This window comes from Candidatus Chryseopegocella kryptomonas (assembly GCF_001536065.1).
GTDB lineage: Bacteria > Bacteroidota > Ignavibacteria > Kryptoniales > Kryptoniaceae > Kryptonium > Kryptonium kryptomonas.
The window spans coordinates 1-12,620 of the sequence record NZ_CZVW01000033.1 but is presented as its reverse complement, the minus strand read 5'-3'; the positions used below and the strand labels follow the sequence as shown (position 1 = coordinate 12,620).

Below are 12,620 nucleotides of genomic sequence, written 5' to 3'. Positions count from 1 at the left end.
ACTCCAGCTATGAAATTTGCTAATAACCATTGCATAAAATCCGCCAGTTTTTAAGACCCTATAGCATTCTTTAAAAGATAGTTTCATCATCTTGAGATAGTTTTCTACAATTTGTGATTTGGTTTCACGCCTTGATTTTTTCAATAGGTTAATCAAATCTTTAGATGATTTAGGCAGATCAACTTTATAGTCCTCAAATTTTTTGAAGTATTTATCAGTTGAACCAATTTCTAAATCATCATCAAAACCTAAAATAATTATTGAAGCTTTGTTGTTACCAATGTAATCTAGTGCATCAAAATAGGGAGGAGAGGTTAAAATACCATCAATAGAATTAGATTTTAAGAAGTTCATTTCTGTGCAATCCCCTTTAATTATGTTAACTTTACCCTCACTTAAGTTAATGTTTAATCTTTCAGCTAGTTTTAGAGTGCCATACAAGGTTAGATATCTGTCTTCCAAGTAAGTTAGAAAAGATGAAATAAAGTTATTGGATTGTTTTTTCTCAGAGAACTCAACGATTTTTTGGCTTAACAGGACAGTAAAAAATTTCCTTATCGCTTCGTCTTGAACTTTTTCAATTCTTTTTTTCAGAGAAATTATGTTATCCAAATGTGGTAAAATATTGGCAAGGGTTTTAGCGCCTTGAAGATTTGTGTATAATTTTTCTCTTATTACTTTTACTTCGGAATCAGTTTTGCTTGAGAATAAACCAAATTCGTCACAGTTTATGCCTGAGAATAGATTTATAACCTCTGTTCTTAGTTTTTTAAGGTCATAGTTTAGATTACACTTCGCTTCCGAGATAATTTTTCCTATTTCTAAAATTTCAATTCCTATTGCGTTTATTCCCATAGTTGGAGCATCTAAATAAATGAACCAGATCCAACGAATGGATCAAGTATGGTGTCTCCTCTTTTAACTTTTAAAAGGTTTATTAAAGCCCTTGAAATTCTTGGGTCACCTTTACCTTTATATTTGTGTAAATAGTGTAAAAATGGCTTCCTTAAATCTGTGGAAGCCCAATCTATAAAATCGCCTATATGCTTCTTACCTAATCCAAAATGAGGCGCCCGAAAATAACCTTTTCTTAAATGTTCACTCATTTCGTCTAATCCTTTATCTATTCCCTTTTCTAACTCGCCGAAATATTCATTCCAGCTTTTTTTGTTTTTTGGCGTAATTGCTATATCGGGCAGTTTTTTTATATCAGTAATATATTCAAACAGTGATTGTATAGGAAAGACCCTGACAACGGTTAATTCTTCACTACTTGCTTCAACTTTGATGAGACCTTCGTAATTTTTATGGGTGTTATTTAGGTTATTTATTATACCTTCAGAGATAAGATAAATTTCTCTAAAAAATGCTGGCTTTAAAATTAAATTTTCAATATTCACAAAAGGAACTTTAGCTAAATAGCCCTGAATCTCTCCAAGGTATAAATTTCTAGTGATTATGTGAATTACCCTATCATCCATTTTATTAAAGGGGTGTTCTTTAAAGAGAGCTGGAATAGTTTTCACCGGTTGAACATCCGCTTCTAAAATTGAGGATATTTCGTATTTGGAAAAGTGAGCTTCATCTGGATTTCGCAGGTCAAATTTCAACTTAGCTAAAACTATAATTTCCTTCATTTCTCCTCTATGTTTTCTATTTTAAAAAGCTCACAAGGTCTTATCTTAAATTGTAATTTGGTTGGATCTGGAGTTCCACCTTTTCGTTGCATGGTTATTTTACCTATGTATAAATTACCATTAGGTGAAATCTTTACTTCTCCTTGACCAAAGAAATTCATCGCCGTATTTATGTCTTTTAATATCCAAGTGGTAGTATCACTATGTTTATTGTATCTTGTGACCAACATCCAATCCGCGGAAAAACCACCTCTGCCTTTTAAAATGTCACTTACAACAAGGATTTTATTCCTATTAAAAAATGATATAATTTTTTGTGCTATCTCATCTTTGAGCTCATCTAAGAATATTCTCCGCATATCTCTTAATTTTTTAGTTCTCAACATTTCAACATGATCGTTAGGATTTACTTCGCCTGTGAACAGTTTTAAAGCTATTCCAATTTCATCATCAAAATTCCACATTTCTTTATAAGAATCTACTGATCTTTTATCCACCTGATTATAATTGGCATCTGAATTTGCTTTTTTCAATGATAAATTTTCAATTTTTAGGACCTTGCCTATAAAAATAATTAGTTTGATTTGAACTTGCACATCGGTTTTCTTAAACCGCATTAATTCTTCATATTCTTCTTCGCTAAATCCAAATTTAATAATTTCGCTTCTTTTTATTCTTGTGGGAATTTGAATAGCTTTTACCTGATCTATTCTATTTATATCGTAACCCATTATCTGTAACCAGAGTTTTGCTTCTTTATCTTTTTCCCAATTGTTAAACTTGCTACAAATTATTTTTTCGTTGGCAAATCCTCCTTTAGCAGTTTGCGAACCTAGCACAAACTTATTCATTTTTTAACAAAACCTCTATAAAATTTAAATTTTCCTCAAAGAGAATATCTCTCTGATTCAATCAGATAGTCAGCTATTCTTCTTCTCATTGCGATTGTGTTAACGGGAGTGTGTTTTATTAATCTGCGCAACGCTGTCAAATAAGTTCTCAACATATCACCTTCTGCAATTGCAGAAAGAAGTTCCTTTGCATACGTTTCAACCCGAATTACAGCATCATTAACGAATGTTTTTACGATGTCAATGTAAATGTCTGTGTTATTTTTCCCACCACGCATGAGCATCTTTTCAACTCTTAATATAGCGCTTTCCATCGCATAAATTTCCATAATTATGTCGCTTATCCTTCCGATTATTTCTTCTTCATCTTCAAGTTTTGTCATATATTTCTGAACCGCAAGCCCTGCTACGAAAAGACCTGCTTTCTTTGCTGACTTCAGGAGTTTTTTCTCCTCTGCGAAAACACCCGTTGTCTCTTCCTCAGGTGCGCCAAATCCCATTATCTCATCAGTTAACTTCTGTGCTGCTGGAATTAAAGGAAGTTCACCCTTCATCGCACGCCTCAACAGCATCCCTGTTATGACAAGACGATTTATCTCATTTGTCCCTTCAAAAATTCTGTTTATCCTTGAATCTCTATACGCTCTTGCAACTGGATATTCTTCTATATAACCATAACCACCAAAAATTTGAACTCCTTCATCAACAACATAATCAAGTATTTCAGATGCGTAAACTTTTATGATTGAGCATTCAACAGCATATTCTTCAATCCCCTTTAACATTTTCTCGCTCGCATCTGGACTTGATTTATCAATTCCCAAAAGTATTCCATCAATTAATCCAGCGGTTCTGTAAACCATGCTTTCACCGACGAAGGTTCTTATAGCCATTTCTCCAATTTTATGCTTGATTAAACCGAAGTCAGAAATTGGTCGCCCAAATTGTTTCCTTTGCTTTGCATATTTAACAGATTCGGTTATGACTGCTTTTGCACCACCTATGACACCAGCGCCAAGTTTAAATCTTCCGATGTTCAAAATGTTAAACGCAATTTTATGTCCTTTTCCAATTTCTCCGAGGACATTTTCAATCGGGACTTTTACATTGTCAAGATTTAAAGCACGAGTTGAAGAACCTTTAATTCCCATCTTCTTTTCCTCTCTTCCCAAAGAAATTCCTTCAAATCCTTTTTCAAGTATAAAGCCGGTGAAATGCTCGCCGTTTATCTTCGCAAATGTAATGTAAACATCTGCAATCCCGGCGTTTGTTATGAAAATTTTGTTTCCATTGAGAATGTAATGCTTTCCGTCAGGGCTTAATGTTGCGGTTGTTCTTATTGAAAGCGCATCTGAACCAGCGTTCGGCTCTGTGAGAGCGTAAGATGAAATTAATTCACCCGTTGCAAACTTTGGAAGATATTTCTTTTTTTGTTCTTCTGTTCCAAAATAAACTATTGGAAGAGTTCCAATTCCAGTGTGAGCTCCGTGTGTGACAGCAAATGAACTTGCTCTTCCGAGACCTTCTGCAACAAGCATTGAGCTTGTTTTGTCAAGCCCAAGCCCACCGTATTCTTCCGGAATATCAACAGCGAGCAAACCTATCTCCCCCGCCTTTCGCATCAGTGAAAGCGTGACTTCCCAGTTTTGTTCCTCAATTTCCTCAATTTTCGGCATAACCTCTTTCTCAACAAAATCATTTGTGGTTTGAGCGATCATTTGATGTTGTTCTGTGAAATCTTCGGGTGTGAAGATGTTTTCTGGTGTGGTTTCCTGAATGAGGAAACTTCCACCCTTGATGTAAGTTTCTGCTACCGCCATTTTAGCACCTTTGATTTTGTTGTGAAGTTTTAAAAGTTCAAATAAAAGTTTCTTCATTAGTTAGTTTAACCATTTTTGATTTTAAATTCAAACTTGTGTTTGCGACAAGATGCTTTGCACATAAAATTTAAAAATTTTATGCGTTGCGTAAAAAATTCTATTTGCTGGATGAGAAAAGGAAGGTTGAATGATATTGGTTTAATTTAAAACGAAAACGGGCGGGATTAAATCCCGCCCGAATTTTTTACTTCATCAAAATCATCTTTTTGATTTCAACATACTTGCCCGCTTCAAGCTTGTAGAAGTAAACTCCGCTTGGCAAACCAGACGCATCAAACTTAACATTGTATCTTCCAGCTTCCTGCTCACCATTTACAAGCGTTGCAACTTCTTGACCAAGGATGTTGTAAACAATAAGTTTAACATTTGATTTAACGGGCAAATCGTAAGTTATCGTCGTCGCAGGGTTAAATGGATTTGGATAGTTCTGATACAATGCAAAATTCGTGGGTATGCCAACAGCTTCGTCTTTTTCAACTTTTGTAAAACTGCCAAGAACCTGCCCTGTGATTGGATCAATCAAAACAAATAAGTTTTTCTCTTTTCTTGTGCTTGGTTCAATTCCATTGTAAATTCCAACTGCGTAAATTCTTGTCGTGTCAAACGGTTCTACTCCCTGACCATATAGGTATCCACCAGTTATATATTGATACAATGAACGAAAAGCAGAGCCACCATTTCTTTCAGCAATTGCAGATATTGAATCACTGTCAAGATAATTTAACAAGCTTATCGTTGTGTTGAAATTAAATGGTAAAAGCCATGTTGTATCAACTTGGGCTACGCCCAAGAACAAGAAGACGCTAAATTTCCCTTTCGTCGGGCTATTGTAACCATAGTTCCAGATATAGCATTTCCCGTCAAAAACTGAATCTTCAATTCCAAATGCATATTTCAACTGAGCATCGCTTGCATAATTTTTTGCCGTTAAATCAACATCGTTGAATTTCTCTTTTGCGGTGACAGGTTTAAACGAAATTACAAATTTTCTCACAACACGACCGTTTGATGGATCAATGTAGAATAAAAGCGAACCAAGCGGGTTGAATGAAGTATCGCTCTTGTAATAGCTAACTCTCCAGTATGGATTAACTGTATCTGGTTGCATTTGTTCGCCGAGGTAATTACGAAGTTCATAAAAGATACTTGTGATTGTATTCGGTTCATTTCTGAATTGATAACCACCATTTGCTTCTGCGCTGTCAAAGACAACATCGCTATCAACAAATGTATTTGGAAGGTCAACGGTTGCGCCATCTTCTATCGGTGATGGCATCGTATCAAGTCCCGCTTCAAATATACTTGTATAAACACTAAACCATCCTTTCGTTGGAGAATAGAAATAAAATTGTGCATAGTAAACTTTCCCATCAAGCGAATCTGAAAACTCAAGTGCCCCTTCAAATGTTTGAACAGCTCTTAATTTCGCATCGCTTGCATAATTCTGCGCTAATGATTTTACCTCCGGAAGTTTTTCATTGATTGTAAAAGGTCTAATTTGAAATGCACCGCTTACATTAAGCCCGGAGACATTGCTGTTATTTACAGTTATTGGGTCAGGCGTGCCATCGCCGTTTGCATCATAGAAAAGAATTAGATCTCCCATCATTGGGTCAAGGATTCCATCTCTTTGAGTATCAAATCCAGCAAAAAGATAATATGTCCCGTTTCTCACAAATCTTATGGTGAAGCTGAAATCACTTCCAACATTTGCAGCATACTTGACAATTGCATTTGGCTCGGTAAGTGGGTTTTTATCAAGGAGAACAACCACACCTAAATTTGGATCAACGCTTGCAATTTTCATCGGTTTCATCTGTAAGTTCAAGCTAGAAAAGATTTTCTTCAAATTATCTACATTCTTCTTTGAAAATTTTGAATCATTAAAGTCAAGAGCCGAAAACATTTCTTTTGGGTTTTGAATCTTTAAGTTTAAATTAGAAATATCAGGAATGTTAATTTTTTGAGATGGCAAAGTTAAAGTTCCACTCACAGACCATCGTTCAACACCAGAGGCAGTTGTGAAGTTGAGAACGAAAAATTTTTCAAGTCGTGCCCCAAGTTGTGAATACGCATCTGTCAGGACAAAGCAGTAATCCGTGTTGGGTTTTAAGATGAGATAAAATGTGATTGATTTAAGGTCAGAGCTTAATTGAAAGAATGGTGGAGATGGTATGATTGAATCTTTAGGTTCAGTAAACAAAAATCTCAAAAAGTAAGGTGGTTCATATGAGAGAAACTTTGTCGTGTCAAGTGGTTGTGTGAAGTTAAGTGTTATCTGGACGGGAGTAAGACCTGTTGTTGAAATTGAACCACCATCGGGTGGGGTTGAACTTGATACATAAAAAACTTTGTGCCGATAAGGGCAAATTTAAAAGAAAAAGCAAAAGCAAGAGAAAATTTAGCCGACGCATGATGACCACCTTGTTTTTGTTTTAAATTCACTTTAAATATAAATTTCCCCAAACCAAATTCAAAGTGATATATGTCACATCTATTCAATCACGCCAACCTTCAAGTTTCCTGCAACGAACACTTTATCAACATGATTTTCGCCGAAAAAATATGGAATCATTTTATAATCGCTGACATTGAAAACGACAATATCTGCTCTTTTCCCCAGCTCAATGCTTCCACAAATATCCGAAATTCCAAGTGCAGAAGCGGAATTTAGAGTTCCTGCAGTTATTGCTTCTTCAATTGTCATTCTCATCTGTGTGCATGCAATTGTCATCATAAGTTGCATATTTAAACTCATACATGAGCCAGGGTTAAAATCTGTTGCGATTGCGACTGGAACACCTGAATCAATTAATTTTCTCGCTGGTGGGTATTGATAGTTAAGGAAAAATGAGACGCCGGGGAGAAGAACTGCTATGGAATTTGATTTGGATAAAATTTCAATGTCTTCATCAGAAATGTTTTCAAGATGATCAATAGAGATCGCTCCAACTTTTAAGCCAACTTTAACTCCACCATAGTTTGAAAATTGTTCGGCGTGGATCTTGGGCAAAAGTCCAAATTTCTTTCCCGTGTTCAATATCTTTTCTGAATCTTCTGGTGTAAAATATCCATCTTCACAGAAAACATCGCAAAATTTCGCAAGTTTTCGCTTTGAGACCTCGGGTATGACTTTATCAGTTATTAACTTAACATAGTCATTTTTTCTCTCTTTGAATTCCTGCGGTATTGCGTGCGCCCCGAGAAATGTTCCTATCGTGTGAATTGGGTTATCGTTTAAATTATTTGCAACTTCAAGAATTTTAATTTCATCTTCAAAATTTAAGCCATATCCACTTTTAATTTCAATTGTTGTAGTTCCGTTTGCAAGCGCTTTAAATGCATATTTTTGTGAAATTTTGAAAAGTTCTTCTTTCGTTGCTTTTCTTGTTTTCTCAACTGTGCTTAAAATTCCACCCCCCATCTGTGCGATTTGCTGATATGTAAAACCTTTTATTCTCAGATCAAACTCATTTTCTCTTGTCCCCGCAAAAACAAGGTGGGTGTGTGAATCAACGAACCCTGGCATCACGACTTTCCCGGATACATCAATTATTTTAACTTCGTCATAAAGTTTGAAATTGAATTCACTTGCTTTTCCAACCCACTCAATTTTTCCATCTTTCACAAGGACGCTTCCATTTTCAATGACAAAAATTTCTCCCTGCTTTTTACCTCTTTTAAATTTTTCCCCTAATGATGCAACGGTTACGAGTTGGCTTGCGTTGTGAATTAAAAACATAAATTATCGTCTCGCAAGTTTATCCTTCTTTCTTCAATCGCTCAATTTCTTTGTTAACTTCTTCAAGCTCTTCTTCAAGTTGTTTCTTATAATCTTCAAGCATTTCAATGTATTCTTCTTTCGTTATGTAGGGTCTGAACCCTGACCAGAAAGCTTCAATAGGGGGAAATCCAAAGCCAAACCAGAAACCTCCAAATCTTCTGCCAAAGCCCCTGTGCCTGTGCCACCACATAACTTTTCATAAGTTTTTGTTTTAAAATAAACTTCTTAACGCTGATTCAATGTCCTCATACTGAAACTTAAATCCTGCTTCTGTTAATCTCTTCGGTTGAACCTTTTGACTTGATATCAAAGCAATTTCCGTAAGTTCTTTTCCGAATAAAATTTTAAGTGCGAACTTTGGGACTGTGAAAATTGCAGGTCGTTTTAAAACTTTTGCAAATGTCCTTGTGAATTCCTCATTTGTCACGGGATTTGGTGAAACTACATTGTAAACTCCACGGACACCATCATTTTCAATTGCGAATTTAACAACTTTTGCAAGGTCATCAATGTGAACCCAGGACATCCACGCTTTCCCGTTGGAAATTTTCCCACCAAGACCAAGTTTAAATAGTGGAGTTAACCTTGCGAGGAATCCACCTCCTTTCCCAAGCACTATGCCAATTCTCAAAATCACAACCCTTGCTCCCGTGTCTTCAACTTTTCTCGCTTCATTTTCCCAATCAATGCACAACTTCGCAAGAAAATCATCTCCAGGGTTTGAGTCCTCATCAAGAACATCATCGCGCTTGCTTCCGTAAATTCCGGTTGCAGACGCAGAGATGAAAACTTTTCCATTTGAATCAACTTTTGAAAATGCCTCCGCTATTTTTCTCGTTGAATCAATCCTTGAACTTCGCAAGCGTTCTTTTACTTTCTGCGTCCACCTTTGGGATATGGTTTCACCCAAAAAATTTATCACAACATCGGACTTTTGAATTACATCCGTTGGAAAATTTTCAGTTTGCGGATTCCATCCGAAAATTTCAAATTTTTTGAATTTATCCGAAATTTTTTCTGGATTTCTCGTTGAAATTAAAATTTTATATCCATCGTTGTGAAGAAGTTCAGCGACATAACTCCCGAGAAATCCAGTTCCACCTGCAATTGCGATTGTTTTAGCCATTTTCAAAATGTTATTTTTTCTTTTAAAAAGTCAAGAACTTCGCTTTTGTGAATTCTTTCTTGTTTCATCGTGTCTCTGTCTCTTACTGTGACAGTGCCATCTTGAAGAGTTTGAGAGTCAACAGTGAAGCAGAAGGGAGTTCCAATCTCATCCTGTCTTCTGTATCTTCTTCCGATTGAACCGCTGTCGTCGTAAAAAACTTTGAAATGGGGTTTCAATGACTTGTAAATTTCCCACGCAATTTGTGGCATATTTTCTCTATTGACAAGCGGGAGAACCGCTGCTTTTATTGGAGCAAGGAATGGATGAAGACGAAGGACGGTTCTTATTTCCTTTCCTGTATCTTCTTCATCATAGGCATTTACAAGAACCGCAAGCAATGTCCGATCACACCCAGCTGATGTTTCAATTATGTAAGGGATATATTTTTGTCCGATTTCATCATCAAAATAGCTCAAATCTTTCCCTGAATATTGTTGATGTCTTGACAGGTCATAATCTGTTCTGTTGTGAATTCCTTCAAGCTCCTGCCATCCGAATGGAAATTCAAATTGAATATCGTAGGCAGCGGATGCGTAGTGCGCAAGTTCATCTGGACCATGCTGATGAAAGCGAAGTTTTTCCGGCTTTATTCCGATTCTCAAATACCATTTAAATCTTTCCTCACGCCACTTTTCAAACCATTCCATATCTGTCCCGGGACGAACGAAATACTGCATCTCCATCTGTTCAAACTCTCTTGTTCTGAAAATGAAATTCCCCGGGGTTATTTCATTTCTAAATGCTTTTCCAATTTGAGCGATTCCAAATGGGATTTTTCTTCGCATTGAGACATAGACATTTTCAAAATTCACATAAATTCCCTGCGCAGTTTCGGGGCGAAGATAAACAACATGTGCCTCATCTTCAACCGGACCCATAAAAGTTTTGAACATAAGATTAAATTTTCTCGGCTCTGTTAATTCTCCACCGCATTCGGGACATTTTTTCAATTTCAAATTTTCCTCTGGGATTTGATCGGCTCTGAAACGAAGTTTGCAAGATTTACAATCAACCAGCGGGTCGGTAAAGTTCTCCACATGTCCGGATGCTTCCCAAACTTTCGGATGCATTAAAATTGCTGCATCAAGACCTTCAATATCGTCTCTTTCATAAACCATCGCTCTCCACCACGCCTGCTTTATGTTGTTTTTAAGTTCCACTCCCAGAGGTCCATAGTCCCAGCAAGCATTTATACCGCCGTAAATTTCGCTTGATTGAAAGATAAAACCCCTTCTTTTGCAAAGCGAGACAATTTTATCCATAAGTTGCTGTTGATTTGATGTTGCGGTATTTTTCTTTGTCATGTGTTTTTGATTTTGTTTTTCTAAATTTTAAAATCGCAAGGCAAGTTTTCATTTATTTGATAAAAATTTAATCTTTTGCGCAAAAATTTCAAAGTTTCTGGCAAAATTTCTAAATTATGGAAAAACGCAAACGAGAAGTTGAACTTATGATTGAACTTGCAAAGTCAATAGTTTCAAAATCTCTCAAAAAAGGAGCCGATGAATGCGATGTTTTCATTTCAATAGATGAGGAATTTTCCGCAACCGTCAAAGATGGAGAAGTTGAATCCTTAAAACAAGCAGTGACGCACGGTTTAGGGATAAGAGTTTTCAAAAATAAAAAAATTGGTTTTGCTTATACAACTGATTTTTCAAACTTTGCGATTGAAAAGGCAATTGAAGAGGCAATTTTAATTGCCAATAACTCAACACCTGAAGAAGATAACATTTTACCACAGGTTGAGGGCAAGCGACAAAATGATGTTAAAATTTTTGACCCGAATGTAAATTCAATAAGTGTTGATGAAAAGATAAAAATTGCGTTTGAGATTGAAAAATTTGCGAAATCTTATGACACAAGGATCGGGGTTGAATCAACTGGATTTGGAAATTTAATTCAAAGGCGAATTATCGCAAATTCAAATGACTTTGCGGGCGAATATGAAGGAACTTTGTTTGAAATTTATTGCTCGGTAATTGCAACGGAAAATTCACAAAGTCAAACCGCATTTTATAACTCTGTTAATAGATTTTATGATAATCTTGAACCTCCGGAGATCGTGGCTCAAAGAGCAAGCGTAAGGGCTTTACAACTTCTTAATCCAAAGAAAATTAAAACAGGAAGGTATCCGGTTGTTTTTGACCCGATGAGCGCAGCAGTAATTTTATCTTACATTTCTCAGGCGGTTAATGGAAAAAATGCGTATAGGAAAATGAGTTTTCTTTCTGATAAAATGAATGAAAAAATTGGGAGCGAAATTTTAACTGTTTTTGACGATGGTTGTATGGATTTTGGGATTGGTTCAAAGCCGTTTGATGATGAAGGGATTGAAACAAAGAAAAAAGTAATAATTGAAAATGGATTTTTAAAGATGTTTTTGCTTGATTCAATCACTGCGAAAAAATTCGGTCAATCTCCGACTGGAAATGCTTACAGAAGATATAACACAATTCCTTCGCCATCGCCGTTGAATTTTTACATCAAGCCCGGTGATAAAACCGCTGAAGAAATTATTAAAGAAATTAACGAAGGGTTACTCGTCACAAAACTTATCGGATTTGGAGTTGACATTGTATCAGGTAATTTTTCAAAAGGTGCGAGCGGTTTATGGATAAAAAATGGTGAATTTGCTTTCGCAGTTGATAAAATAACAATAGCAGACAATCTTCAAAACATACTTGAAAACATAGTTTTAATCGGCAATGATTTAATTTTCTTCGGAAACATTGCATCTCCAACTATTCTGGTTTCCGAGATGACAGTTGCATCGGATTAAAAACAAAATCACGCTCTGGAAGATGTCAGAAAAATATATAGAAAATCTCGGGCTTGATGCGTCAATTTATGTTCAGCAGAGAAATGAAGGTTTGAAGGAGATAAATTCAATAAAGGAAAAAGCAAAAGGTATTTCTGAAAAAGATGTTGAGTATGTTGAGAGAAATTTTTGGAGAAAACTTTCACAACTTAAAGGCAAGTTTAATTTCAAGCGAGATTTGCTCGCACTTTATAAATTTATGAAAGACCCGAAAGTATCGTTTATTAAAAAATCGCTTGCTGTGTTTGCGCTTGCTTATTTTATCCTTCCGCTTGATTCAATTCCAGATATATCTCCAATAGTTGGTTTTCTTGATGATATAGGTATAGTTGCGATGGTTGTACGATATTTAAGCAAGGAACTTGAGCGATATTACGATTGATTAGAATAACTCACCCCCGCTCTAACGAGCACCCCCTCTCTATGTGATAGAGAGGGGGAAAGGGGGTGAGTAAGGGTGAGTTAATACTTGACTTTTCTTT

At 36.0% G+C, this 12,620-nt stretch carries 10 protein-coding genes and 1 pseudogene; 2 read left to right on the top strand and 9 right to left on the bottom strand.

Annotated elements, in window-relative coordinates:
* The 9 genes and pseudogenes from AWW83_RS09350 to AWW83_RS09310 all read right to left on the bottom strand — a co-directional run.
* A pseudogene (locus AWW83_RS09350) lies at window positions 1–855 on the bottom strand (DNA methyltransferase); the annotation flags it as partial.
* 11 nt (window positions 856–866) lie between these two features.
* Window positions 867–1,637: a TRM11 family methyltransferase gene (locus AWW83_RS09345; RefSeq protein WP_092351106.1), complete on the bottom strand. Its 771-nt coding sequence runs from the start codon at window positions 1,635–1,637 to the stop codon at window positions 867–869.
* Window positions 1,634–2,488, bottom strand: coding sequence for a PDDEXK family nuclease (locus AWW83_RS09340; protein WP_092351105.1), 855 nt, complete (start codon window positions 2,486–2,488; stop codon window positions 1,634–1,636). Before AWW83_RS09340 ends, AWW83_RS09345 begins: the two co-directional genes overlap by 4 nt.
* A gap of 35 nt (window positions 2,489–2,523) precedes the next feature.
* A complete protein-coding gene (locus tag AWW83_RS09335; protein ID WP_092351108.1) occupies window positions 2,524–4,308 on the bottom strand; it encodes an acyl-CoA dehydrogenase family protein in 1,785 nt (594 codons plus the stop codon).
* Window positions 4,309–4,552: 244 nt separating this feature from the next.
* Window positions 4,553–6,571, bottom strand: a complete 2,019-nt coding sequence (locus tag AWW83_RS09330) for a T9SS type A sorting domain-containing protein (RefSeq protein WP_234697298.1) — start codon at window positions 6,569–6,571, stop codon at window positions 4,553–4,555.
* Window positions 6,572–6,862: 291 nt separating this feature from the next.
* Window positions 6,863–8,110 (bottom strand): imidazolonepropionase, encoded by a 1,248-nt coding sequence (gene hutI / locus AWW83_RS09325; protein WP_092351104.1) that lies wholly within the window; start codon window positions 8,108–8,110, stop codon window positions 6,863–6,865.
* A 19-nt stretch (window positions 8,111–8,129) separates the two neighbouring features.
* Window positions 8,130–8,342: a DUF5320 family protein gene (locus AWW83_RS09320; protein ID WP_092351103.1), complete on the bottom strand. Its 213-nt coding sequence runs from the start codon at window positions 8,340–8,342 to the stop codon at window positions 8,130–8,132.
* A gap of 21 nt (window positions 8,343–8,363) precedes the next feature.
* Entirely contained in the window at window positions 8,364–9,278 is a 915-nt protein-coding gene (locus AWW83_RS09315) for a TIGR01777 family oxidoreductase (protein WP_092351102.1), read from the bottom strand.
* A 2-nt stretch (window positions 9,279–9,280) separates the two neighbouring features.
* Complete coding sequence (locus AWW83_RS09310; protein WP_092351101.1) at window positions 9,281–10,624, bottom strand: glycine--tRNA ligase; 1,344 nt, start codon at window positions 10,622–10,624, stop codon at window positions 9,281–9,283.
* A 116-nt stretch (window positions 10,625–10,740) separates the two neighbouring features.
* Here AWW83_RS09310 and AWW83_RS09305 point away from each other — a divergent pair, with 116 nt between their 5' ends.
* Window positions 10,741–12,099 (top strand): TldD/PmbA family protein, encoded by a 1,359-nt coding sequence (locus AWW83_RS09305; RefSeq protein WP_092351100.1) that lies wholly within the window; start codon window positions 10,741–10,743, stop codon window positions 12,097–12,099.
* Window positions 12,100–12,121: 22 nt separating this feature from the next.
* Complete coding sequence (locus AWW83_RS09300) at window positions 12,122–12,520, top strand: YkvA family protein (RefSeq protein WP_092351099.1); 399 nt, start codon at window positions 12,122–12,124, stop codon at window positions 12,518–12,520.
* The last annotated feature ends 100 nt before the right edge of the window (window positions 12,521–12,620 follow it).

Coding starts and splice junctions, on each gene's coding strand:
- hutI (WP_092351104.1), bottom strand. CDS start 8,110: ATGTTTTTAATTCACAACGCAAGCCAACTCGTAACCGTTGCATCATTA.
- AWW83_RS09335 (WP_092351108.1), bottom strand. CDS start 4,308: ATGGCGGTAGCAGAAACTTACATCAAGGGTGGAAGTTTCCTCATTCAG.
- AWW83_RS09315 (WP_092351102.1), bottom strand. CDS start 9,278: ATGGCTAAAACAATCGCAATTGCAGGTGGAACTGGATTTCTCGGGAGT.
- AWW83_RS09345 (WP_092351106.1), bottom strand. CDS start 1,637: ATGAAGGAAATTATAGTTTTAGCTAAGTTGAAATTTGACCTGCGAAAT.
- AWW83_RS09310 (WP_092351101.1), bottom strand. CDS start 10,624: ATGACAAAGAAAAATACCGCAACATCAAATCAACAGCAACTTATGGAT.
- AWW83_RS09320 (WP_092351103.1), bottom strand. CDS start 8,342: ATGTGGTGGCACAGGCACAGGGGCTTTGGCAGAAGATTTGGAGGTTTC.
- AWW83_RS09340 (WP_092351105.1), bottom strand. CDS start 2,488: ATGAATAAGTTTGTGCTAGGTTCGCAAACTGCTAAAGGAGGATTTGCC.
- AWW83_RS09305 (WP_092351100.1), top strand. CDS start 10,741: ATGGAAAAACGCAAACGAGAAGTTGAACTTATGATTGAACTTGCAAAG.
- AWW83_RS09300 (WP_092351099.1), top strand. CDS start 12,122: ATGTCAGAAAAATATATAGAAAATCTCGGGCTTGATGCGTCAATTTAT.